Source organism: Pseudoalteromonas sp. AS84 (genome assembly GCF_038900255.1).
GTDB lineage: Bacteria > Pseudomonadota > Gammaproteobacteria > Enterobacterales > Alteromonadaceae > Pseudoalteromonas.
On the sequence record NZ_JBBMQY010000002.1, the window covers coordinates 403,016 to 428,515 of the forward strand.

The following is a 25,500-nucleotide window of genomic DNA, read 5'->3' on the forward strand; positions in this document are numbered from 1 at the left end:
AAGGTTAAGATAAAGTGCAACAAATTGCATTTCCTGCTAAGGTATTTCACTGCTAAGTAAGTGTGAATAAAAATAGAATAATAAAGAGGAATAGGGAACTATGCGCCTAAACGGTGTGCAAAGACTATTAGAAACAGGGCTGATTATCAGCACCTTTACGGCAATATTTATTTTATGTGCCTTAATCAGCTTTGATCCAGCAGATGCTGCATGGTCGCAAACTAGTTTTAGCGAAGTAAGCAACATTACAGGAGCTGCCGGTGCATGGATAGCCGACATTTTATTACTCACCTTTGGTTGGTTGGCTTACTTAGTGCCTGCGGCCATTCAGCTATTTGGCTATTTGTTATTTAAACAACCTCACCGCATTTTACAGCTTGATTACACTACCTTAGCGCTACGTGTTATTGGTTTTGCTTTATTTATTACCTCAGCTACCGCTATTAGTAGTATTAATTTTGACGATATTTATAATTTTTCATCTGGTGGGGTAGTGGGCGATGTTATTGCATCAGCCATGATGCCTGCATTCAACTTTACCGGCACGTCTATATTATTGCTGTGTTTCTTTTTTGCAGGGCTTACCTTATTAACGGGTGTATCGTGGGTTGATTTTGTAGATTACCTTGGCGATTTAATGGTTAGGTTTTATCGCTTTATTGTATCGTACGCAAAAGGCTGGATGCACCGAGAGCATGCTGCGGGCAAAGTAAATAATCATGATGAAGAAGACGCCCATTTTGAAGACGATATAAAAGAGCAAATAGAGCTGCCTACATCATCTAAAAAAGTAGATAAACAAAAAGCAATTAATAAACCACAAACACCATTTAGAGAGCCACAAATTAGTGACGACTTTATGCCGTTTGATGAACTTGACGACATACTCGATCAAGAAATTGGTTTTAGCGCCATAGACGACGAGCCAATGGATACAGAAGCTGCATTAAATGCGCTGGACCAAAGCCCCGTAATAGAGCCTGAAAAACCAGTGACTACGGTTGTATCGCCAGCTAGGCCAATGCCTAAACCAAAACCTGCATATCAACCGCCGCCAACGGCTAAAGAAAAATTTGAGCAATTATTAACACAAGAGCCACCTCCGGGGCCGTTACCGTCGCTTGATTTACTCGACAGACCAGATAAAGCCAAAAACCCAATTTCGCAAGAAGAGCTCGATACAGTATCGCGCTTAGTAGAGACAAAACTACTCGACTTTAACGTACAGGCAAAGGTTGTAGCAGTGTACCCAGGCCCTGTTGTTACGCGTTTTGAACTCGATTTAGCACCGGGTATAAAAGTATCTAAAATTACAGGTTTAGCAAAAGATTTAGCCCGCTCGCTTTCGGCAATTAGTGTGCGTGTTGTAGAAGTTATACCAGGTAAAACGTACGTAGGTATTGAGCTTCCTAATAAACACCGCGAAATAGTACGTTTGTCAGAAGTAATAAACGCGCCTAAATTTGAGCAAAATCCATCCCCGCTTACCATGGTGCTAGGTAAAGATATTGCTGGTCAGCCGGTATGTGCTGATTTAGGTAAAATGCCACACTTATTGGTGGCCGGTACAACCGGTTCAGGTAAATCAGTGGGCGTTAATGTCATGATAGTAAGCTTGCTGTACAAATCGGGTCCTGATGATGTACGTATGATTATGATTGACCCTAAAATGCTTGAGCTATCAGTATACGAAGGCATTCCGCATTTATTGTGTGAAGTAGTCACCGACATGAAAGAAGCCGCTAACGCACTGCGTTGGTGTGTAGGCGAAATGGAACGTCGTTATAAATTAATGTCAGCTTTGGGTGTGCGTAACTTAAAAGGTTACAACCAAAAAGTGCTTGATGCCAATGAAGCGGGTTACCCGATTCTAGACCCATTATTTAAAGACACCGATGGCATGAAAGAAGGCCCAGATGAGCTAGGTAAATTACCAAGTATTGTTGTAGTAATAGACGAATTTGCCGACATGATGATGATTGTAGGTAAAAAAGTAGAAGAGCTAATTGCACGTATTGCCCAAAAAGCACGTGCGGCAGGTATTCACTTAGTGCTTGCTACGCAGCGCCCATCGGTTGATGTAATTACAGGTTTAATTAAAGCAAATATACCAACGCGTATGGCGTTTCAGGTATCAAGCAAAATAGATTCGCGCACAATACTTGACCAACAAGGCGCTGAAAATCTACTGGGTATGGGCGACATGCTTTATTTACCGCCAGGTACTAGTGTACCAGAGCGTGTACACGGTGCGTTTGTAGACGACCATGAAGTACACGCTGTAGTAAACGATTGGAAAGCACGTGCTAAACCAAATTATATTGATGAAATATTAAATGGCGATGCCAGCGAAGATATTTTATTGCCAGGCGAAGCAAGCGAAAATGCAGACGAAGAAAACGATCCGTTATACGACGAAGCTGTGTCGTTTGTAATAGAAACTGGCAAAGTATCGGTATCGTCAGTGCAACGTAAATTACGTGTTGGCTATAACCGCGCAGCACGTTTAGTAGAGCAAATGGAAACATCGGGTATCGTGAGTTCACCAGGCCATAACGGCGCTCGCGATGTATTAGTACCTAATGGAGCAAATTAATGAAAAAATTTAACGCCTTATTATTAGTGTTAGGCAGCGTATTTGCCGCACCAAGCTTTGCTGACGACAGCCAAGCATTACAAGATAGACTTGCCACTTTAAAAAGTTTCAAAGCGCAGTTTGCACAAAAAGTAACAGACAAAGAAGGCCAAGCAGTTATGCAAGGCGAGGGCACAATAGCCCTTCAACAGCCTATGATGATTCGCTGGCAGCAAACAAACCCAGACGATACGTTATTTGTATCAAACGGTGATAAAACATATTACTTCGACAGCTTTGCTGAGCAAGTAACGATTATGAAAACCAGCAGCCTAATTGATTCAACACCATTTGTGCTACTTACATCAAAAGACCCAGCACAGTGGGAAAAATACAGTGTACTTGCAACAAATACAGGTTTTAGCGTAACGCCAAATAAAGGCGTAGAAAGCCAAGTAGAACAACTTGATATAGCGTTTGCAGGTAACGAGCAAGGCCTTGCTAAATTAGTCGTTACCGACAACTCAGGGCAGCTATCGTCATTTACGTTTAACAATGCACAAGTTAATACACCGCTTGATAAAAGCACTTTTGAATTTACGCCTCCTGAAGGTGTTGAAATAGACGATCAGAGTAACGGTGAGTAATTTAGGTTTTAACTTTGGGCCCGATGTACGCCCACTTGCCGCGCGTATGCGCCCTACAACGCTTGATGAATACATTGGTCAACAGCATTTATTAAGTGCTGACAAACCACTGCATCAAGCCATTGTAGCGGGGCGCTGCCATAGTTTAATTTTGTGGGGCCCGCCTGGTGTTGGTAAAACAACGCTTGCGCAAATAATTGCCAACCACGCTGATGCCTCACTAATTCAAATGTCGGCGGTAACCGCAGGCGTAAAAGATATACGCGACAGCGTAACGCAAGCGCGGGACAACTTAGAAAGCCGTGGCCAACGCACCCTTATGTTTGTTGACGAGGTGCACCGCTTTAATAAATCTCAGCAAGATGCGTTTTTACCGCACATAGAAGACGGCACCTTTATATTTGTAGGTGCAACCACCGAAAACCCATCATTTGCCCTTAATAACGCTATATTGTCGCGAGCACGCGTGTATGTTTTGAAATCGCTTGCCGACACCGACTTATACACCGTTATAGAGCGCGCACTTAAACAAGACGAACAATTAAGCCAAAAACACATCACTATTGCCGAGAATGCTAAAAAGGCACTATGCCAAGTAAGTGGCGGCGATGCGCGTAAAGTACTTAACTTACTTGAGCAAGCGGTCGACTTAACAGTCGAGCAAAACGGGCAATACAACGTAGACGAGCACGTACTTAGCCAAGTACTACCTACACACTTAGCTAAGTACGATAAAGGCGGCGATGAGTTTTACGATTTAATATCAGCTTTTCATAAATCAGTACGTGGCAGTTCCCCCGATGGCGCGCTGTATTGGTATTGCCGAATTTTAGCCGGTGGTGGCGACCCTTTGTATGTAGCAAGGCGTTTACTTGCTATTGCAACAGAAGATATTGGTAACGCCGATCCGCGTGCGATGGAAGTGGCCTTAAACGCATGGGATATATTTCAGCGAGTAGGCCCAAGCGAGGGCGAACGTGCAATTGCACAAGCTACATTGTACTTAGCCAGCGCACCTAAAAGTAATGCGGTGTATATGGCGTTTAATCAAGCCAAAGCAGATGCTCAAAACGAGCCAAGTTACCCCGTGCCAGAGCACCTGCGTAATGCGCCAACTAACTTAATGAAAGACCTAGGTTACGGCGCTGAATATCGCTATGCGCACAATGAAGAAGGCGCATTTGCCGCAGGTGAAAAATACTTACCGCCAGAAATGGACGGCAAAGAATATTACTTACCGAGCAATCGCGGACTTGAGCAAAAAATTAAACAAAAACTCGACTACCTAAAAGAGCGCGATGCGCAAAGCCCACTTAAACGGTACGAAAATGATTAAACTTTATATGATGATTGCACTTGGCGGAGCGTCAGGTGCGTGTTTACGGTTTTTTATTAGCGAAAGCATGCTAAAACTCCTCGGTAGGGGATTCCCTTTTGGCACGTTGACGGTTAATATTCTGGGTTCATTGTTAATGGGCATTTTGTACGGTTTGATAGATAAAGAAATTATCACCGCAAGCCCCGCCAAAACCCTTATCGGTATTGGCTTTTTAGGTGCATTAACCACCTTTTCAACATTCTCAATGGACTCGTTGTTGTTATTACAACAAGGTCACTTTATTAAAATGGCCCTCAATATCATCTTAAACGTGATGGTGTGTATTTTTATGGCTTGGCTGGGCCTTCAGCTAGTAATGCAAAAAGGTTAAAAAACTAACATGTTAGATTCTAAATTTTTACGTCAAGACATCGAACAAACTGCAGCACGTTTAGCGGCGCGCGGTTACGAACTCGATGTAGCGACGGTAACGGCACTTGAAGAAAAACGCAAAACATTACAAGTAAAAACGCAAGAACTTCAAAGTCAACGTAATGCAAGCGCAAAAGCAATTGGTCAAGCCAAAGCAAAAGGCGAAGACGCACAGCCACTACTTGATGCAGTGGCTAACTTAGGCAGTGAGCTTGACGCCGCTAAAACTGAGCAAGATGAAGTATTAGCCGCAATTAACGACATTGCTTTAGCAATTCCTAACTTGCCAGACGAGTCAGTACCTGCGGGTAAAGACGAAGACGACAACGTTGAAATTTTAACGTGGGGCACGCCTAAAAAATTCGATTTTGAAGTTAAAGATCACGTTGATGTAGGTCAAGACCTAAACGGTTTAGACTTTGAAATGGGCGTTAAAATTAGTGGCGCACGCTTTACCGTAATGCGTGGACAAGTAGCGCGTATGCACCGTGCTCTAACGCAATTTATGCTAGATACGCACGCAGATAAAAACGGCTATACAGAAATGTATGTACCGTACTTAGTAAATAGCGCAAGCCTTTATGGCACAAGCCAATTACCTAAATTTGCGGGCGATTTGTTCCACACATTAGGCCTTGTAAATGACGACGGCGAACAACAAGCCGGCTTTAGCTTAATTCCTACAGCAGAAGTACCGCTTACAAATAGCGCCCGCGACGAAATTTACGACGAAAGCGCTTTACCAATTCGCCTAGTTGCTCACACTCCGTGTTTTAGAAGTGAAGCAGGCAGCTATGGCCGCGATACACGTGGCTTAATTCGTCAGCATCAGTTTGATAAAGTTGAATTAGTACAGCTTGTAAAACCAGAAGACTCAATGGCAACGCTTGAAGAGTTAACAGGTCACGCAGAGCAAATACTACAAGCACTTGACCTACCATACCGAAAAGTAATTTTATGTATGGGCGACATGGGCTTTGGCTCAGCTAAAACTTACGATTTAGAAGTATGGTTACCTGCGCAGGATACATACCGCGAAATTTCATCATGTTCAAACATGGCTGACTTTCAGGCGCGTAGAATGCAAGCACGTTTTCGCCGTGAAGGTGTTAAAAAGCCAGAGTTACTACATACACTAAATGGTTCAGGCTTAGCCGTTGGCCGTACACTCGTAGCCATACTAGAAAACTACCAACAAGCCGATGGTACTGTAGTAGTACCTGAAGTATTACGCCCATACATGGGTGGACTAGAAGTAATTGGTAAACAATAAAATCAAGTTTAAGTTAAGCAAGCTTTAAGCTTGTAAGTCTTAATTCGAAAGCCTCTGTTTGCAATGAACAGCGGTTTTTTTGTTTTAGGTTAAAAAAGGTAATAATAAGGTTCAGCTAATATGTAGGACGTGCTTTAGCGCGTTATAGTTCTTTAACAAAAATATGCACCTTTCTTTTTTATCAGTTTCTAGCGCTACATTTTACGAGTTTACTAAATGATTTAAACATAACTTCACTTGAGTATCTCCCATAGAGCCAGTACGTGTTGCATATTATTAAAGCAGATATAGGCAGTTAACCAAAAAAGATAAGCTTCAATAATGCTCTTTGTGTAGTTTGTAACAATAGTTATTGCTATACATATGGCCTTTAATCGTGGTTAGAAAGAGAGATTTCATAAATAATATTCAACTTTCAAATACACTGTGTGTGAACAGTGTTTTGTCCAATAACATTATTAAAAGTCGTTTTGGTGTATTTTAACAGCGAGCATTTTATAACATACGTAATTACTTGTTTACATTAGAGTTATTTAGTGGAATTATTGAGCCATGTAATATACGCCGTTTTGGGGTGTTATAAACCCCCAAAGTGGTGTTCAATAAGCTGTTATAATTTTTAAGAGAGTATCGTGCATATTCGTAAAACAGGATTAAGAATTGAACTTGCATGCCATTTTTATACTGATGCAGCTGATTTTCTAGAGCGGTTTGACCTTCTATATGAAGAATACTCCAAAACCAAACGATTTAAGTGTTTTGTCGATCTTCTAATGGGATTTGAATGCATTCTAAAATCCCATATTTTTCTTTCTCATAAAAGCTCCAATATGGAAGAAGTTTATGGGTGTGTTAGGAAAGCAGGACATAACCTCAATAAGTTAGCGGATCTGGCTAGTTTTTCTTCAAAGGAAATATACCAAGAAATAAAAGATGAGCTTAGCGAGTATTCAGTATTTATTCGTTATTCACTTGATGCATACGAAAATTTTTTACCATCCTCCTTTGGGTGTGGACAAGGGAAGTTTAACTATTCTCAAACAATGACCAATCATACTTGGATGATGAAGATTAGAGGCTTGCTAAATAGCTTGGTCAGCTCAACATCTGATGAATTTACCGGCTTTGTAGACTTTGACTTTAATAAGCTCTTTGAAGAAGAGGATGAAATGAGCAGGTTTGCAGAAAAAATAGGGATCACAAAAGGGAAATCATGAAAGATTTATTAAAAAAATACTGGTTTAAAGTGACAGTTGTTTTACTCCTGTCAATAATAGCATTTAAAGATTTTCATTTTTCTAGTTTCATCGAAAAGCTGATTGAGTGTGAGCATGGTTTTTATGAGTTAGCTAGAGGTGGTTACCACTGTGAAAGTGCACCATATTACCCAGATGATTAACAGATAGTTTTTCACAATAAAAATTATAATCGGGTAGCCGGAGGTCTCTAACCTCCAGCCCCCACACCACCCATCATGCGGGTCCGCAATGGGCGGTTCATCTCCCGTAATGAATATTGATCCAAATATCTCTCAATGACACTAAACCTTGTGACGCTAAGTAATCATTGCCTAGCGCAATGTTAATTCCTTTTGTTTTTGAGCTTCGACAAGGGCCTTTACTGGTGATACCACAGGCTATGGCGAGTCGTTCGCTAACACCTAGTTTCATTAAACTGCGTACTTTGGTACGAGGTTTTCGCCACTGCCGCCAGTAGCACATTCTTATCCTACGGCGGATCCAATGATCTAAATCCACCGTTAGCTGATAAGCGTTGGCTATTAGGTAATAGTGTCCCCAGCCACGTAAAAGAATAACAGTGACATATATGGACGCTCCCTTGAAGTCAAGACGAGCTAATGTATAAACATCAAAATTGATGCCTTTATTTTATTATCATGTATCCCATTTCACAGTTATGATGCGTCACAAGCTTGCTGAAAAGCAAAGGTACTGACATATATTCGAGCTATGGTGTCATGGTTATCATGCGCCATGCTCCTAATGAGCTTCGTACCAAGGGACCTAAAAAATATTCACCCAAACGAGATTTAATCTCGTGTCTTTATCTGGTTAACCTTGGTTAGCGTGCGCTTTTTGTTTCATTATAAGAAACAAAAACTAGACACTCACTCTAAACATAAACTAGACACTCACTCTAAATTTTGCACTTTTATGAGCAAAGCACTACGTTTTGTTTAGTGCAAAAAATAAGCAGATGTCTTATGGCAATCGCAAGAAAGCGTCAAGTAAGTTTGGTTGATACAAAGTACTACCATTGCATATCACGTTGCGTACGCCGTGCATTTTTATGTGGGGAAGACCACTTTACAGGTCAATCCTACGAGCATCGTAGAGGCTGGGTTGAAGACAAACTGCTTGAGTTAGCCAAGGTATTTTGTATTGACGTCTGTGCTTATGCTGTCATGAGCAATCATACGCACTTAGTGTTGTATGTTGATGACAAAAAAGCGAATCGGCTGAATGATAAAGCGATTGTTATTCGCTGGCACAAGCTGTGAAAAGGCTCTGTACTTACGCAAAAATACATACAGGGTGAAAAGCTAAGTAAAGCTGAACTTATCTTTTTTAATCAAACAGTAAAACAATACCGCGAGCGCCTATCAAGTATCAGCTGGTTTATGCGGTTGTTAAATGAAGACATTGCGCGCAGCTAGATTAGTTTACAATTAAAGTGGCTGTCTAGTTTAATGCGGTAAAACTATTCAGTAATAAATCACAACTGCATTATGCAGTCATTTTCATGCGTGTAATTTAGGTTTAACAGTGATAATTGCTTATTTAATGTGTAACGCGCGGGTAAAGATATAAAAAGAGGTGAACTCTTAGCCCAAAAAAGTAAATTTAGTGGCGCGCCTAGATTAGTTTACAATTGGAGTGGCTGTCTAGTTTAATGTGCTTTATTTGTTTATCTTTTGGTATTATTCACCTCGTTGGTTTAAAACAACAATGGGCAAGCTTGTGAGTAAAGTGTAATCTAATAAAAAATCAAACAAGGGCTATTACAATTGGCTTTTGGTAAAGCATTATATTTATAGTTAACTACTGGCCGCCAATAATTGACGGAACAAGGAATATTAAAATGGATAAAATGTCAGTTCACATAACCTCTAAACCTTTAGAAACTTACCCACAAAAACAAACTTTAAAGGTGGTAGCTGATGAAGTAACCGAAAAAGCGACTATTCACAAAGCAGCAGTTCAAAGTGACCAAGTGGATATATCCGAAGAAGGAAAAGAAAAAAGTCTGGAAGATCAAAATAGAGAGGCGTTACGTAAATTATCAGGCAATGAAGATGCAAGTCAGGCGTCACAATCAGAAGGTGACCCACTTGATGAACAGATTGCTGAAATACAAGAGAAGCTCGAAAAGCTACTACAAGAAGCTGCATTATTACGCAGTAAAGATGATGAAAAGTCGCAGACTAAAGTGAAGGTGCTAGAAGCTGAAATTACAGGGCTTAACACTCAACTGATTGAGTTATTGAAACAGAAATTAGAATCGGGTAAATAACAAGCACTGTAAGTATATGCAAAGGCAGTTGGAGACAAGAACGTTATTAAGAACATAATAAAGACGCTCACCTTAATCTTAAAGATAAAGGGATTAACCCTGATCTTACTGATCAAATTACTTAATTAACCAAAGTGGCTTATTTAAAGCCGCTATCTTACTTTAAAAGCGAAGCGGCTCTTACCCCCTTTGTGAATTAGTTTGCTGTCATCAACATCAGCTTCGCATCTTTCCCATCGGTTAATACCGCGACGTTACCTTTATCAGTTACAAATACATCTCTTAGTCTCCCTGAAGCCTCAGGGAAGACGTGAGACTGCGTAAATTCACCGTTGGCCAGATTAACGCTGTAGAGCTTTTTATCGACTAGCGTAGTTATGAGCACATGTTGTTGTAATGAAGGAAAAGCTGCATGTTTAGAACCATAATACGCCATGCCTGATGGGGCGATTGATGGCGTCCAATTAACACTTGGTTTTTGCATGCCTTTATATTCGGTAAAGGGTGAAATACGCGCTTGCGAGTAATCTTTGCCGTAGGTGATTACCGGCCATCCGTAATTAGTGCCAGCGGTTAAGTAGTTTAGCTCGTCACCGCCTGCAGGTCCATGTTCGTTGCTAACAGTTTGCTGCGTATCGTAATCATAAACTAAGCCTTGAGGGTTACGGTGACCAAGTGAGTAAACAGCATGTGCATTTTGGCTTTCGTGATTAATAAATGGGTTGTCTGTTGGGATAGTGCCATCTAGGTTTATACGTAATATTTTACCAAGTTGGCTTGTTATAACCTGTGCTTGCTCTCTAAAGTCAAAGCCATCACCCGTTGAAATTAATAATGTGCTATCGGGTAATACGAGGGCGCGACCAGCGTAATGTTGTGGTGTGTTTTTATCAGTCGCTACTTTAAAAATAACATTAGGCTTTGAAAAGTCAGTGCCATTAAACGTGGCTTTGGCAACAACAAGCCTATTTGCGCTTGCATCACCTTGGGCATAAGTAAAAATAACTTCTTTGGAATCGTTATAATTTGGTGATAATACAATATCGAGTAAACCACCTTGGCCCGCAACGTATAAACCTGTTAGGTTTAATTTTACTCTTGATTGCAGATTGTTTTTTACTATAACTACGTGACCATCACGCTCTGTAATTAACCATGTGCCGTTTGGTAGTTCAACCATGCTCCACGGAGACTGTAATTGCGTAGCCAGTGTTTGTGTACTGTATTGCTCCTTTGGTAACGCAACATCTGCATTAACAGAAAACGAAAAAAGCGAAAGCAAAGTAAAAAAAGAGATACATTGTTTACGGAGCAAGCCTTTGCTAGCATAACTAGTATAAGAGAAAAGCTTTATTTTAAGTTGAGATAACCATGTCGTTTTTAACACGTATATTGCCTTCATTTTTAGTTTCTTGGTTACTTACATTCACACTTGCTAGCTTGTTTCATAGCCAATACGTTGTCAATGAATTAGTTAATGTAGGTGTAGTGGTGGGCTTTAGTGATCGGGTTAGTTTAACGCTTGATGATTGGTTAGGCTTGCTACCTACCTACGGGGCTATTATTGCTGTGGCACTTACCATCGCTTTTTTTGCTACAACAAAGCTTAATAAAAAGCTTCAAAAATACGGTACTCAGCTATTTGTTATTGCTGGCATTGTGGCATTTGCTATTGTGTTAATTGCTATTGAATCAATTATGAATATTCATATTATAGCGGGCGCAAGAGGCTGGGGTTTTTATGCTCAACTGCTTGCAGGCGCGTTAGGTGGTTTGGCGTTTTCGCAATTAGTTAAGGCAACTAAAATCCAAAAAGCGTGTTGATGTGTGAATATAAGTACGGTTGATACGTTATTTGATGATTAACAAATAAAGGCCGCTGTTTATTGTAAACAGCGGCCTTTAAATATGATTTTTAGAGTTTAATTAAAAAATTAAACTAATTAGTTTGTAGCTACTTAGCCCAAAAATTAGGATTAAAACGGGTAGGGTGACTAGGTTTAAAGCCAAAGAGTTAGTGTAGTTTCCCATAACCCCTTTTTGATTAACCAGCCATACAAGGTAGGTGCTAACAATGGGGAGTAATAACCCGTTAGCTGCTTGTGCGAATATAATCACCGCGACTGGGTCTAAATCTAATGAGGCCACCGCAGCACCAAACAATAAAATAACAATAGCAACGCCTTTAAAGCGTAAGTTACCCATATCGTTTGACCACCCTAACATGCCACACACAGCATAAGCACCGGCAAGCGGCGCTGTAATAGCACTTGTTAAACCTGCAGCAAATAAGCCAATAGCAAAAAAGTAATGAGCGGCGTCGCCAAGTAATGGCTCTAGCTGCACGGCCATGTTAGCCGCACTAATTTGCCCCGCATCGGTGCCATAAAATGCGACTGAAGCTGTAGATAAAATAGCTAAAGTGATCACACCGCCTAAGGTGATTGATAGGCCTGTATCAACATTTGTTTGTTTGATCACTTTTTCCATATCGCTATTACTGTCGTGTCTGGCAGCGAGCACGCCGGAGTGTAAAAATAAGTTGTACGGCACAATGGTCGTACCGACTAATGCCAATATAGTTGTAATAGAACCTTCAGGCATACTAGGGATAAAACCAGCAAATACATCAGCGAGCGAAGGGGCAGCCATTACAAGTGTTGAGATAAACACTAAACTCATTAAAATAACGAGTAAAATTAGCGCGTTTTCAACCACTTTATGTTTGCCGCTATACAGTAAAGCAGCACTTAAAAAAGCAATAAGTGGTGTCCATAGTTGGGAGTTAATTTGAGGGAATATTTCAATTAACCCCATGCTAGCGCCACTTAAGTTACCCGCTTCATAAGCTGCACTGCCTACGCCAATGGCGCTAATAACTAAAAATATCGCCAAGGATTTAAATAAGGGCGTTTGAATATTTGCTCTAAGAGCTTGTGCTAAATCTTGCCCGGTAGTAACGCCAAGGCGCGCCGCCATAGATTGTAATAATATAGTGGCAATTACTGAAAACAGTAACGTCCATATAAGTGCAAAACCAAAGTTTGCACCTGCCACGCTGGCGGTAGTAATGGTCCCTGGTCCAATGAAGGCAGCGGTGACGAGTAGTCCTGGTCCTAATCGCATAATTGACCTTAATAGTGCTATTGCATGTTGCTATTTAAAGTTACATCTAACGTTTAAAACCGATATTTATACGCGATGCCTGTTGTGTTATTGCTGCCACTTAGAGTAAGTGTCCTGCAGCGATGTCGCCTCTTGGCTGGTTCTTTTTTACCAGTATATGTTATACCATTCCGCAATAATACTTAATCAATTTGAGGGATTAAATCTGACGCTAACTGCGTTAAAAATTTCTGATATAGAACAACTAAATAACGAAATTTTTGCCTGGTTATCGACACGATTTTCTCACCTCAGGATAGATCACTCAATTAAGCGAATTGCTATTAAAAAAGGTCGCGTAGGATACCAACTTATATATAAATTTAAAGGGGATACAATGCGTTTGCATAAATTTTAAACGAATAAGTGGTGCGAGTAGAGGTTACACGCGAAGTCTCAAAATTTAGTTAATGTTTACCGCATAAAAAAGCACAATATTTTATGCAGTAAATTACAAGAGAATGTATAAGTGACGCGAGTTAAATGACGAACGCCGATATTGCTATTAATAACAATATCAATGCATTTACTTTATTAGTGCTTTGATTGCTTCTAAGCCTTTTTTTAGTGTAGTTGCATCGGTAGCATAGTTAATACGAATACACTCGTGCTTGTGTGCCCAGCTGTCGTCAATGCCGATAAAAAAGTTGTGACCAGGGATCACATACACGTCTTGTTCTTTCAGCTTTTGATATAACACCTCGCTTGTTATTTTTGCGTCTTTAAACCACAGCCACATAAAAAATGCCCCTTCAACTTTGTGCAAATAAACAGGCAGTTCGGCAAATACTTCATCAAACAACTCAATCGCTGTGTGTGCTTTATTACGATAAAAGGGCAGTACAACGTTGCGACACAGTGGGAGTAGTTCGTTGTCGTTAATTAAGCGTGTCACTAAGCTTGGACCAATACTATTTGGCGATAGCACCATGCTGCCATTTACGCGGCCAATTGCTTTAATAATCTCATTGTTTGCAACCACAATACCGCTGCGTAAACCCGGTAGGCCAAGTTTTGAAAGTGACATACATAAAATAATATTTGAGTTCCACGTTAGGTTTGCATCGGTGTAAATACAACCTGGAAACGGATCGCCATATGCGTTATCAATAATGAGTGGAATACCATATTGCTTAGCAAGAAAATCAAGGTGCTTTACTTCATCGTCAGTAATTACATTACCTGTTGGGTTAGTAGGGCGTGATACGCACAGCGCGCTTATGCTGTTGTCGTTTGCTAGTGTTTTTTCAACTGCTTTAAAATCAATGACGTATTTAAACTGTTTTGATGTGCTGCCTGTATTTAAAATTTCGATATCAGGCTTTATGGCAACAAACATATCAGCCGATAAACCCTGATCGGCATAACCTATGTACTCTGGCGCAAGGGGAAATAAAATCTTTTTATGGCTGCCATCCGGCATTTCACCTGCCAACATATTAAACAATACAAAAAAGTTAGCTTGGCTGCCATTACCAAGTGCTACGTTATCGGCGCTAATATCCCATGCGAACTCTTTACTTAGCTGGCCTGCTAATGCAGCTCTAAACTCGTCGTTACCGGTTGGGCCGTCGTAAAGGCCAAATACCTGCGATACCTTGTTACTGGCAACGAGTTTTTGTAATTCACTTAAAAAAACCTCATTTACTTGTGGTACTAATGCGGGGTTACCGCCACCGAGCATAACAATATTAGGATTGTTGCTGTTTTTAGCACCACCTAAATCTTCCATTAACTGAGTAATGCCGTTGGGTTGTGTAAATTTAGTGCCAAAGTTTGAGTAGTTCATAATGCATAGCGTTTGTTAGTAATGGGGAGGGCAGTATAGCGTAAATAAAGGGCTTAAATTCGATGATGAGAATAATTCAATGCTTAGCTTTGTAGTTGGCTATGACAATAAAATTTCTATAAAACAAAGGCTAAGTTAAGGCTTTTTAACGCCGTATAAAAATTCTTCGCCACAGTCCATATACAAATCAAATTTGGTCATAACTTTGGTAAACATGGGGGCGTGTAAAAACTCGTTTAACCAGGCGCGCACATGCGTGTATTCACTTTGCAAGTACCAGTGTTTATCTACACGGGCAAACTGTCTAATAAACGGTAGCAGGGCATAATCGGCTAGGCTTTTTTCATTGCCCATTAAGTATTTATGCGTGGTTAGTTTTGCTTCGAATTGCTTAATAAACTCTTCGCAGGCTTTTTGGTAGTAAATTTGTGCCATGTCTTTTGTGCGAGCGTAAAACTTGTACTTTTCAAGCACTGGTTTAAATTGTGTGTCGTTCAACTTAATTAATTCAAGCATGCGCTCAAGTGCTAATGGGTTTTGAGTATGCAGTAAATTATGCGGGTCATTTTGCTCTAATGCCCAGAGCATAATGTCTAGGCTTTCATCTATTACTTGGCCATTAGGTAATAATAAAACAGGCACCGTGCCTTTTGGTGATATTTTCAAAAGATGAGGTGGTTTGTTTTTAGTTTTTATAGCGCGTAGGAGCACTTGTTGCTCTGCCATTAAAATACCCATTCGTGCACGCATTGCGTATGGGCAGTGTTGTAATGAATATAATAATGGCAATGTCATGTCAGTTACCTTAGCTATTTAAGCCTTCAACATATTGCTGACGTGTTTTTACTTTTACCATGTGATTTAACTGATCGGCCGCGTGTGTTTGCCCACTAATTAAATCTTGGAAGTGTGCAAGTAACACGGTTTTATCTAGCTTTTCTTTATCGCCTGAGCCAATGTCGGTTAAATCAATCATAAACTCGTCAAACTTGTCAGCGTAATCGGTCACAATATCCATATTTAAAAATTGCTCATGGTTATAAATGCTCGGGTAGCCGCCTTTTTGTTTATCAATTGCAAAGCTAATGCCTTTAACATTGGTAACGGTTGTTTCTTTTTTACAGCTCAGCATACAGCTTGCGTCAATACGTGGTTTTTTACAGCCTACGGTTTGCTGGAAAAAACACTGACGGCTGGTCATCATTAGTATTGGATGATAAATGCTGTACATCATTTTAAAGTCGTTAGGGCGTTTAATACTACGCATTTGCTGTTTGTTAATCTCGTTTGAAATAAACGCGCCTTTAGCATTTAAATCCTCTTGTAGCGTTAATAACGCATAAGAGTTTGTGGTGTTTAATAACGGGCCTGCAATCCAGTCAATACCCATTTGCACTGCTTTGTATGCTACGCCTGTGTTATTACTAATAATAAGTTTAGGTTTTACAACCTCGAGTAAACGTACAGCTTCTTCAAAATCTTTACCAATTAGTACCGCTGGAAACCACGGAATTAACTGCGGGTGCTCTAAAAATACATTTATGTATTTATCGTTATCGGTTCTAAAGCTCTCAGGTAATTTAAAGTAAACGTCACCATCTGTTAAATTACATAAGTGAGCGTCTTTTATGTCCGATATTAAAATAGAGAGTGTAGTTATATTTTCGGCTTTTTCGTGATTCACTAGTTTAGGTAATTCAACTGGCGCTATAACGTCTTTCCCTTCGTTTAATAAAAAAGCGACTTGCTTTTTAATACGGGCGAGCTCTTTAAACGGAATGCTTAAGTTGTCGCCGAGGTTTGTGTAATCCATATTTTTAATTTCAAAATTAGCATTACTAAACGTTTTAAAGCGCTTATCAATGGCTGCAATATCAACAACCGATTTATCGGCGGTTTGCATAGGCATTTGCGATTGAACTTCAAAGCGTAGAGGTTCTTTTGCGTTTTTATTTGAAAGCGTAATATCGTTTTTATCTTCAATAATTATGTTTACAGTGAATGGCTGATTTAATTGCCCTGTAAATTCTAATGAAAGCTCGCGCTTTGAAATATCTAAAAACTCAATTTTCTTTTTAACTAACGAATCAATTTCACTTTTTTGGGTAGAAAGCTCTTGTTGCGCATCGTAAATTTGCACTACCGAAATCGCGCTGTTTTTTTCGTTAGCGTGATCAAAGCTATGGTCTCGTGGATTGTCGGTAAACATGTTTTTGGTCATGTCGCCGGTTAAAAACTTATTAGTAAAGTTACGGTTAAACACTTTATATAAGCTTGAATCGTCTTCAATTAAGTTACCGGTTTGTACAAAGGTATCTATTTGTTTGCGCCAGCTGTCAATAACCGTATGTACGTAGTTAGCGCCTTTAATTCGGCCTTCTACTTTTAACGAATCAACGCCTGCGGCTACCAGCTCTGGTAGGTCAAAATAGGCTGAATTGTCTTTTAAGTTTAATGGGTGTTTGTTACCCATTGCCGTTGGCTCATATTCATCACGACATGCTTGCGAGCAGCGACCACGATTACCTGAGTTACCCACACTTACTGAGCTTGAATAACATTGCCCTGAAAACGCAATACATAATGCGCCATGTACAAACACTTCGGTTAGTACGTCGCATTTGTGCGCTACGTCGGTCAATATTTTAATTTCAGTTAAGTTAAGCTCGCGCGATAAATTTACACGTGTAGCGCCAATGCGCGCTAAAAACTCAACTTGCGATTCGTTATGCGTAGTTAACTGCGTTGATGCGTGAATATGCAAAGTAGGAAAGTGTTTTTTAACAATGTTGAACAACCCTAAATCTTGCACAATTATGCCATCAAGAGTTGTATTTACTAGCTGATTTAACAGCTTAAATAGCGCACCCATTTCGTGCTCTAATATTACCACGTTAAGCGTTAAAAAAATCTCACAGCCGTATTCGTGGGCTAAGCGAAGTGCGCCGTTAAGCTCATCAAACGAAAGATTAGACGCTCGGTTACGTGCATTAAAGGTATCTAACCCACAATAAACCGCATTAGCACCGGCTACAATGGCGGCTTTTACCGCGTTTACATCACCGCCTGGGGCTAATAGTTCAATCTTTCTACTCATGACAACTTCACTTCGCTCATATTTAATTGCCGCGAATTTTATCTGGTTAAGCACGTTAATGCTATTTATTGAGGGATATAATAAAGACTAATACCAATTCGCTTAATTAAGTGATCTATTTTGAGGATGGAAAAACGTGTTGATAGCTAGGCAAAAAAATCGCTATTTAGTTGTTCTCGGCAATTGCTCCTGCATTGCTCTACCTTCTGCATCCATGCAGTCGTAAATGAGAATTTTTTAACACAGGTAGCGACACGTTTAGCCCCGCAAAATGATTAAGTATTATTGCGGATTGGTATAGAATAAAAGAGTGTATAAAATTACAGTTAAGCTGGCTGATTTATTACGTAAACATGTAATAAAATGATAGTTTATAAGCAAGCTAGACTTTCAACTTTACTTAGGCGATACCCATCAGCAATCAAGATCTTAAACAGTTAGATACAGATTTAAATATTCAAGAATCTGTTATTACTAATACCCATCTAAAAATAGCCACATTTAACCTGTTTAATTACCTTGAGCTACCCAATGCCTACTATGAGTTTGAGAAAATTTATACCGCGCAGCAGTGGGCTAAAAAGCAGCGTTGGATTGTTGATTACTTAACGCAGCATGCGCCTGATGTAATTGGTTTTCAGGAAGTGTTTAGTATTGATTCGTTAAAAGAGCTAGTTGCTGATCAAGGCTATAACTACTTTGCGGTGGTAGATACACCAGAGGTGATTGATGATTTTATTTATAAACGCCCCGTAGTAGCGATTGCCTCTAAATATCCCATAGTTGAAGTAGCAGCGGTTGAACACGATAGTGAGCTTGCGAGTTCGCTTGGCCTTAATAGTGAGTTTACCTTTAGTCGCAAAGTACTAAGAGCAACTATAACGCTGCCGCATATAGGTAATACTGATTGTTATGTGGTGCACTTTAAATCTAAGCGCCCAATGATTGAAGTTGATGAACACAATAAAGAGCTTGCACCTGAGCAAAACATAATTGAGATTTTAAAAGCGAATGTAGCTGGCGGGTGGGGCTCAACTATTCAGCGTGGCAGTGAAGCCACATTACTAATGATACAAATGATTACTCGCCGTGAAGCTACGCAGCAACCCATGCTATTAATGGGGGACTTTAATAATGAACTTGCGGATGGCGTATTAAGCCATTTACTTACAAATACATTACGCTTTGCTCCTGCGTTTGACGCTAAAACCTACCTCGCTAAATATTGTTTAAATGATTCATGGGATCTGTTTGTTAAGTCGCAGCTAAGTATTGTTGAGGTTTCTAGCGATGAAGCAATAACAAACGATGTACAAAGCGATTGTGATAGTAGTAACAGCGAGATTGCTGATTCAGCGGATAAAAGCCAAGTAAAAAATATAAACATAGCAAAGCCAGCACTGTTAAGGCCGCCAACTCATTACTACGGCGCAAGTAGCTCTGTGCTTGATTACATTTTATTGTCGTGTGAGTTTGACGCTAGTTACGATGACAGCTTTTTTGAAGTCAGTAATTATAACACTTACGATAGGCACTTAATAAACCCTGAGTACGAACGTGATGATTTAACTACCGACCACGGTGTTGTATTGGTTACCCTTAAACTGAGAAGCTAGGTTTTCTCATCTAATAACTTACAGCACACGATTAAGCTAAAAAAAGAATTAAGTTGCGATATGCATAATTATGCTAAAATCATAAATTAGCAATTACCCATATTGCAGCGAAACTTGACCTGCAGTCTTTATGTGTATATTTTATCGCCAGAATTTTTGCATTAAATTAATAACAAATCACTAAAATGGTAAATATGGAATTTTACACTCACTCGTATCACACGCGAAAGATGGACTTAATTTCGCAAGTACACTGTTTATTCGTAAATCGAATTTATAATTCTAAATTTTTAGTAAAAGCTTTGCTTTGTGCTTTGTTTATTAGCTTAAGCAGCGCTTACGCGCAAGAAACTACCTCATACAGTTTAATCAACGAATCCAGCGAAGGGCTACTAAAAAGAGCCGAATTACTTATGGATACTGACGTCATAACAAGTATCGAACTTAGTAAGGAATTGTTGTCACAAGCGCAGAGTGCCGATGACACATTACTCAGTGCAAAGTTGCATAACTTGTTAGGTAAAGCGAATAAAAAAAATAACAATATTAATGAATCGCTTCATCACTATTCACAATCCTCTGTTTATTACAGCAAGCTAAATGATGCTAATAACCAAATAAAAGCCTCTATTAATTATATAAAAATATTATTAGATGAAAAACGATATGACGAACTTGCTTCAAGCATTGAAACTTTGTTACCTACAACACTTGTGTATGGCGATGAGTTTTTTATAGCGCAAGTACTTCTTACTAAAGGGGATTCGTTTTATGACCAAAAAAAATATATTGATGCAAACGCACAATACTCATCTGCTTTAAAGTATCTCGTTGATGAGGATGAATCTGTACAAAAAAAGTTAGGTGAAACATATAAAAAATTAGCTCAGTCGTATAAACGGCTTAAAAATAGAGAGCAAACGGCTTATTTTTATACCAAAGCTTTAGGGATATACACCAATTTAGGTGATTTAAAGTTGATGGCGCGCACATTAAATACACTAGCAGAAGCGCAGCGTTATTTAGATAATTTAGTTTTAGCCCTTGATTACTCCACTCGCGCATTAGAAATACATAAAAAAATTGACGATCCTGTTGGCTTGGCTAAAGCATTATTAGGTGCGGGTATTATTTATCGTCATATTAACCTTTACGAAAAATCACTCGAGCATGTAAATAAGGCATATTTATATTATAAAAAAGTAAATAACGTGCTTGGGATTGCTAAAACATCGAACCAAATGGGACTGCTATATACGCGATTAAAGCAATTTGACCAGGCCGAGCTTTTTTATCAAATAACCATTGATTTACCAGAAGGTATGGTTGAGGAAAAAACGCTGGCAACGGCTTTGAGAGAGATGGCTGTTATTAACTATGAATCTGGCGACTTAGATTCGGCGATGAAATTTGCACAAAAAGCTTACGTAACTTATAAAGCTGAAAACCTTAAGTCTTACATTTCCATAACGTCGCGGATTATTGCTAATATTTATCGCGCTCATGGGGATAAAAATAAGGCTATTGAGTATTATAAAGAGTCATTATCGGTCGCGAGAGTAACGGGTAATAAACTTTATGAAATAAAGTCGCTAACAGCGCTAGCCGCGATTTTAATTGGAATTGATACAAATGAGGCGATTATCTTACTTAAAAGATCACTCGCTTTATCAACGCAGTTAGATGATAAGTTACATATGCTATACGCTTATCGTGAAATTCGAATAGCCGAAAAGCTGCGTGGGCGCATAGACGAGTCACTTCGTTACGCGGAAGAAGAAATAGCCCTGACCGAAATTCTTCAAAACGAAAGAGACGAAAATAAGCTTGCTCTTGAAAAAGCACATTTGCATTCTCACAAGATGGAAACAGAGCTGGAGACCTTGAGAGAAAAAGAAAAACTCCATCAACTTGAGCTTGAAAAGAAAAACAATGAAATTGAAATATCTGACCAAGCTAGGGTTATATCAGAGCTAGAGCTTGCAAAAAACAAATATGCGAGTATTGCGCTCGCATTTTTATTAGCTGCTTGTTTAGCTATTGTTTTACTGGTTTATAGAAGTTTTATTGCTTCTAAAAAACGTAATGAAGAGTTGGACTATTTGGCTGCAAGAGATCCTTTGACCAATTGTTATAACCGCCGCATTTTATTTGAGGTTATGAATCGTGACTTTTTGAATTTACCTCAGATTGAAGAATATTGTATTTTAATGGTCGATATCGATCATTTTAAAAGTGTTAATGATACTTATGGGCATAGCATTGGCGACACTGTACTTTGTGGCGTGGCTGAGCTGTTACAAGCCAATATACGTAAAAGTGATCGTGTTGCTCGTTTTGGTGGCGAAGAGTTTTGTATTATTTTACCCAATACAACTCAAGAGCAAGCAATTCGGATTGCTGAGGCAATTCGAATTAAAGTAGAAGAAGCAATCTTTGATGAGATTCCTGTTACGTGTAGTTTTGGGGTTACGTCTATTAAATTTAAAGCCAGAACACCTTCTGAGTTAATTGAGCAGGCTGATTTAGCACTTTATGAGGCTAAATCTTTGGGTCGTAATCAAGTTGTGTTGTGGGATGCTTCGTTTGAAGAATTTAAGCTTTTTAGATCGGAGTAAACCCAACTGTATATAGCTCAGTTTTGATGTGGTTTTTAAAATCATAACAAGTAAATTTTATACAACGCTGTGAGTTACTTACATATGTGATTGGGCTGAAAAAAATTAATCCTTCAAATATCAAGGTATTAACTTTGGCTTTGAAATTGCTCCCCTAACTAAGTTAAAAACAAAACAGGGAACTTAACAATGACAGAAGTTGCACTTTCGGCCTATTTGGCATTTTACCTCTATTTAATTATGTTGCTTGTACAGTGGGCGGTCGCTACGTTTAGCAAAGCTAAAGAGCCTAATGCTGTACCAGGTAAAATTAGCGATGATTTATCGCACGACAGCTTTATATTTAGAGCGCATCGTACGTTTCATAATACGCTTGAAAACAGCGCGTTATTTATAGGTACTGTTATATTTGCGTTTGTAATTAATTTACAGAGCCCTATTTTTGCAATGTGTGTTTGGGTGTACTTAATTGCGCGCTTAATCCATATGGTGCTGTACTATGCTATAGCAACTGAAAAAAACCCAAGCCCACGTAGTTACTTCTTTTTAATAGGGGTGCTTGCTAATGTGGTTATGCTGATAATGATAGGGTTAAGACTAATCTCTTAATTTATTAAAAAGTTATAAACTCTATTTATAACTTTAAACAAAAAAGCGAAGAGCCTTTAAGGCATCTTCGCTTTTTTTGTTAGGTAGCAGAAGAATATAAACCACGTCTACAGTAAGACAATATTAATGGCTAATCGACGCCTATAAACCCACCTGTTTGGTGTGTCCATAAAGCTGCGTAAATTCCACCTTTAGCGATTAGTTCTTCATGAGTGCCTTGCTCAACTACGCCGCCATCATCAAGTACAATTAATCTATCCATTTGTGCAATGGTTGAGAGCCTATGCGCTATCGCGATGACTGTTTTGCCTGTCATTAAGTCATCAAGGCTTGCCTGAATTGCTGCTTCTACTTCTGAGTCGAGTGCGCTGGTGGCTTCGTCGAGTATAAGTATTGGTGCATTTTTAAGTAGCACACGTGCAATAGCAATACGCTGGCGCTGACCGCCCGAAAGAGTAACGCCGCGCTCGCCTACTTGTGCGTCAAAGCCTTTTTTACCTTTGCTATCTACTAAGTCATTTATAAACTCAAGTGCTTTAGCTTGTTTAGTAGCGGTTATCATCTCAGCTTGCGTTGCATCAGGGCGACCGTACAAAATGTTGTCTTTTACTGAGCGATGTAGCAGGGACGTATCTTGCGTAACCATCGCTATATAACGGCGTAGGCTTTCTTGGCTTACATCTGTGATGTTTTGACCATCAATTTTTATTGTGCCAGAGTCGGTATCGTAAAAACGCAGTAGTAAGTTAACAAGTGTTGACTTACCTGCACCAGAGCGACCGACTAAACCTATTTTTTCGCCAGGTTTAATATTTAAGTTTAAACCATTCATTACTGGGCTGCGATTAGTCTCGTTTGCAGCTTTTCCGTAGTTAAAGTGTACGTTGTTAAACTCAATGGCACCTTGGCTTACGTTAAGTGTATCGGCATTTGGTTTATCGGCAACTTCAATAGGGTTAGAAAGTGTTTTCATACCATCGGCTACGGTGCCAATGTTTTCGAATAAGCTGCTTATTTCCCACATGATCCACTGTGCCATGCCGTTTAATCTGAGTGCTAAGCTAACGGCTACCGCAATAGCACCTGCGCTAATTGCGCTAAGTGACCATAAATAAAGTGATACGGCAGCAACAGAGAACACTAATAGATAATTTAGGGTTTGAATAACAAAGTTTAAGCTGGTGACTAAGCGCATTTGTTTGTACACAGGCTGCAAAAATACATCCATGCTTTGTTTTGCGTATTGCTCTTCACGTTGGGTATACGAAAACAGCTTAATTGTAGAAATATTAGTGTAACTATCAACAATTCGACCGGTCATTTCTGAGCGAGCATCTGCTTGTGAGCTGGCAATTTTTTTAAGACGCGGTACAAAGTAAAGCTGCACGAAAATGTATAAAACTAACCAAACCAGTAGCGGAATCATTAACCGCCAATCAGCTTCGGCCACTAAAAACACCATAGAGCCAAAGTAAACCACTATGTACATTAATACATCGAGTAGCTTTGTAACGGTTTCGCGAACAGCTAAAGAGGTTTGTAATACTTTAGTGGCTATTCTTCCTGCAAATTCATTTTGATAAAAGCTAACACTTTGACGCAGTAAATAACGATGCGCTAACCAGCGAATCGACATGGGATAATTGCCCAGTAATGCTTGGTGCAAAATAGCAGAATGAAAAAATACAACAACGGGCAGCACAACTAATAGCATAACAGCCATTTTGATAAGTTCTGACTTTTGCTCTACAAACAAGGTTTCGGGTGTGTAGGCGGTTAACCAATCCACAAGTTGGCCCATGTAGCTAAATAAAGAAACCTCTAAAATAGCGAGCATGGCGGCGCTGATTGACATTAGCAGCAGCGAGAGCTCCATTCCTTTGGTGTAGTGACGGCAAAAAGCAAATAAAGTAGAAGGCGGCTGAGTGGGTTGGTCCTCAGGAAATGCTTTTGTCATTTTTTCAAATAATCGATACATTTTAAAAACTTAAATGGCAAATAATGATGCGTATTATACCATTTAAGTATTTTTAAATGCAGGTTTGTAAGGTATTAATTGTGAATATACTAGAGCATTATTTATATAAACCTATGTTAAAAAGAGCATCAAAAAAGCACTTTACTTACTTTTATAGCATTGGGTTATTTAGGTTTGTGCCTTTGCTCATGTATAAATCGTCATATCTGAGGCCACCATTTCCGTAAGGCTTTTTAATCGGGCCTGTATTACAGTTTGCTAAAAAGTATATAAGAGGTTGTTCGCGCTTCATTCTAAATTGTGCATTTTTATACACCAGTGTTTGCTTGCTAAATTCACCACCTTTTACGTAAACATCGTATTGCTGACCTTGCTTTGAGGCTGCTGCGTTATTAACAACGTACCACACGTCGTACCATGTATTTGTTTGCAGTGGCTTGGCCGATTGTTTGGTAGTGTAGTTTTGAATGTTGCTATACCCATTGCCGATTTTAACCATTAATGCGCCATCGTTTACAAGTCCGTTTGATTCTGTTTTATCGGTTACGCGAAGTGTAGGCTCAAACGCATCGTACGCATGTTTATTAATTAGCTCTGGCGTGAGGTTGCTTAATCCAAAAGCATGGTTATTAGGAAAAGCAGCCACGTTTATACGTATATAAAATGTGTAGGTTTGACCAACTTCAACCGCTTGTGGAAGCTTTGTATAAGAAAGCGCTTTGCGATTGCCAACAATACCATCGCGTGCAGGCTTTTTTAGTAAATAATGATTTGTAGATGTAGATGTAGATGTAGATGTAGATGTAGATGTAGATGTAGATGTAGATGTAGATGTAGATGTAGATGTAG

The 25,500-nt window shown here is 39.4% G+C and carries 19 protein-coding genes and 2 pseudogenes; 13 read left to right on the forward strand and 8 right to left on the reverse strand.

Annotated elements, in window-relative coordinates; translation table 11 throughout:
- Window positions 1-100 precede the first annotated feature (100 nt).
- From WNY79_RS04110 to WNY79_RS04140, 7 genes are all read left to right on the forward strand, one after another.
- The gene (locus tag WNY79_RS04110; protein WP_342875223.1) at window positions 101-2,596 is read left to right on the forward strand and encodes a DNA translocase FtsK 4TM domain-containing protein; all 2,496 of its coding nucleotides are present in this window, start codon (window positions 101-103) and stop codon (window positions 2,594-2,596) included.
- Complete coding sequence (gene lolA, locus WNY79_RS04115) at window positions 2,596-3,222, forward strand: outer membrane lipoprotein chaperone LolA (protein WP_342875224.1); 627 nt, start codon at window positions 2,596-2,598, stop codon at window positions 3,220-3,222. The genes WNY79_RS04110 and lolA overlap by 1 nt, the downstream gene beginning before the upstream one ends.
- Entirely contained in the window at window positions 3,215-4,558 is a 1,344-nt protein-coding gene (locus WNY79_RS04120; protein WP_342875225.1) for a replication-associated recombination protein A, read from the forward strand. The genes lolA and WNY79_RS04120 overlap by 8 nt, the downstream gene beginning before the upstream one ends.
- The gene (gene crcB / locus WNY79_RS04125) at window positions 4,551-4,931 is read left to right on the forward strand and encodes a fluoride efflux transporter CrcB (RefSeq protein WP_021032117.1); all 381 of its coding nucleotides are present in this window, start codon (window positions 4,551-4,553) and stop codon (window positions 4,929-4,931) included. The genes WNY79_RS04120 and crcB overlap by 8 nt, the downstream gene beginning before the upstream one ends.
- A 9-nt stretch (window positions 4,932-4,940) precedes the next feature.
- On the forward strand, window positions 4,941-6,245 hold the full coding sequence (gene serS, locus WNY79_RS04130) for a serine--tRNA ligase (RefSeq protein WP_024599043.1): 1,305 nt from the start codon (window positions 4,941-4,943) through the stop codon (window positions 6,243-6,245).
- Window positions 6,246-6,877: 632 nt separating this feature from the next.
- Window positions 6,878-7,462 carry a hypothetical protein gene (locus WNY79_RS04135; RefSeq protein ID WP_342875226.1) on the forward strand — a complete coding sequence of 195 codons (585 nt, stop codon included), beginning with the start codon at window positions 6,878-6,880 and terminating at the stop codon, window positions 7,460-7,462.
- The gene (locus WNY79_RS04140; protein WP_342875227.1) at window positions 7,459-7,644 is read left to right on the forward strand and encodes a hypothetical protein; all 186 of its coding nucleotides are present in this window, start codon (window positions 7,459-7,461) and stop codon (window positions 7,642-7,644) included. Before WNY79_RS04135 ends, WNY79_RS04140 begins: the two co-directional genes overlap by 4 nt.
- A 97-nt stretch (window positions 7,645-7,741) precedes the next feature.
- Here the strand turns inward: WNY79_RS04140 and WNY79_RS04145 are convergent.
- Window positions 7,742-8,053, reverse strand: a pseudogene (locus WNY79_RS04145) (group II intron maturase-specific domain-containing protein); the annotation flags it as partial.
- 416 nt (window positions 8,054-8,469) lie between these two features.
- On the opposite strand from WNY79_RS04145, the pseudogene WNY79_RS04150 reads away from it, so the two are divergent.
- Window positions 8,470-8,916 (forward strand): annotated as a pseudogene (locus WNY79_RS04150) (transposase); the annotation flags it as partial.
- A gap of 440 nt (window positions 8,917-9,356) precedes the next feature.
- Window positions 9,357-9,779, forward strand: coding sequence for a hypothetical protein (locus WNY79_RS04155; protein ID WP_342875228.1), 423 nt, complete (start codon window positions 9,357-9,359; stop codon window positions 9,777-9,779).
- Window positions 9,780-9,975: 196 nt separating this feature from the next.
- Here WNY79_RS04155 and WNY79_RS04160 read toward each other — a convergent pair whose 3' ends face one another.
- Window positions 9,976-11,166, reverse strand: a complete 1,191-nt coding sequence (locus WNY79_RS04160; RefSeq protein ID WP_342875229.1) for a PQQ-dependent sugar dehydrogenase — start codon at window positions 11,164-11,166, stop codon at window positions 9,976-9,978.
- On the opposite strand from WNY79_RS04160, the gene WNY79_RS04165 reads away from it, so the two are divergent.
- Window positions 11,151-11,603 (forward strand): hypothetical protein, encoded by a 453-nt coding sequence (locus tag WNY79_RS04165; protein ID WP_342875230.1) that lies wholly within the window; start codon window positions 11,151-11,153, stop codon window positions 11,601-11,603. The genes WNY79_RS04160 and WNY79_RS04165 overlap by 16 nt on opposite strands.
- Before the next feature lie 102 nt (window positions 11,604-11,705).
- On the opposite strand, the gene WNY79_RS04170 is transcribed toward WNY79_RS04165, so the two are convergent.
- The 4 genes from WNY79_RS04170 to WNY79_RS04185 form a co-directional block, all read right to left on the reverse strand.
- Window positions 11,706-12,905, reverse strand: coding sequence for an Nramp family divalent metal transporter (locus tag WNY79_RS04170; RefSeq protein WP_342875231.1), 1,200 nt, complete (start codon window positions 12,903-12,905; stop codon window positions 11,706-11,708).
- Between the two features lie 565 nt (window positions 12,906-13,470).
- Complete coding sequence (locus WNY79_RS04175) at window positions 13,471-14,733, reverse strand: valine--pyruvate transaminase (protein WP_342875232.1); 1,263 nt, start codon at window positions 14,731-14,733, stop codon at window positions 13,471-13,473.
- A 135-nt stretch (window positions 14,734-14,868) separates the two neighbouring features.
- A complete protein-coding gene (locus WNY79_RS04180) occupies window positions 14,869-15,528 on the reverse strand; it encodes a glutathione S-transferase (RefSeq protein WP_342875233.1) in 660 nt (219 codons plus the stop codon).
- A 10-nt stretch (window positions 15,529-15,538) separates the two neighbouring features.
- A complete protein-coding gene (locus WNY79_RS04185) occupies window positions 15,539-17,830 on the reverse strand; it encodes a peptidase U32 family protein (protein WP_342875234.1) in 2,292 nt (763 codons plus the stop codon).
- 506 nt (window positions 17,831-18,336) lie between these two features.
- Between WNY79_RS04185 and WNY79_RS04190 the strand changes: the two genes are divergently transcribed.
- From WNY79_RS04190 to WNY79_RS04200, 3 genes are all read left to right on the forward strand, one after another.
- Entirely contained in the window at window positions 18,337-19,446 is a 1,110-nt protein-coding gene (locus WNY79_RS04190; RefSeq protein ID WP_342875242.1) for an endonuclease/exonuclease/phosphatase family protein, read from the forward strand.
- 413 nt (window positions 19,447-19,859) lie between these two features.
- A complete protein-coding gene (locus WNY79_RS04195) occupies window positions 19,860-22,064 on the forward strand; it encodes a tetratricopeptide repeat-containing diguanylate cyclase (RefSeq protein WP_342875235.1) in 2,205 nt (734 codons plus the stop codon).
- Between the two features lie 189 nt (window positions 22,065-22,253).
- A complete protein-coding gene (locus WNY79_RS04200) occupies window positions 22,254-22,673 on the forward strand; it encodes an MAPEG family protein (RefSeq protein ID WP_197120919.1) in 420 nt (139 codons plus the stop codon).
- A gap of 130 nt (window positions 22,674-22,803) precedes the next feature.
- Here the strand turns inward: WNY79_RS04200 and WNY79_RS04205 are convergent, their stop codons facing one another.
- Both WNY79_RS04205 and WNY79_RS04210 read right to left on the reverse strand, forming a co-directional pair.
- On the reverse strand, window positions 22,804-24,651 hold the full coding sequence (locus WNY79_RS04205; RefSeq protein ID WP_342875236.1) for an ABC transporter ATP-binding protein: 1,848 nt from the start codon (window positions 24,649-24,651) through the stop codon (window positions 22,804-22,806).
- 151 nt (window positions 24,652-24,802) lie between these two features.
- Window positions 24,803-25,500: hypothetical protein (locus WNY79_RS04210; protein ID WP_342875237.1), on the reverse strand; the 698-nt coding region annotated here is incomplete at its 5' end.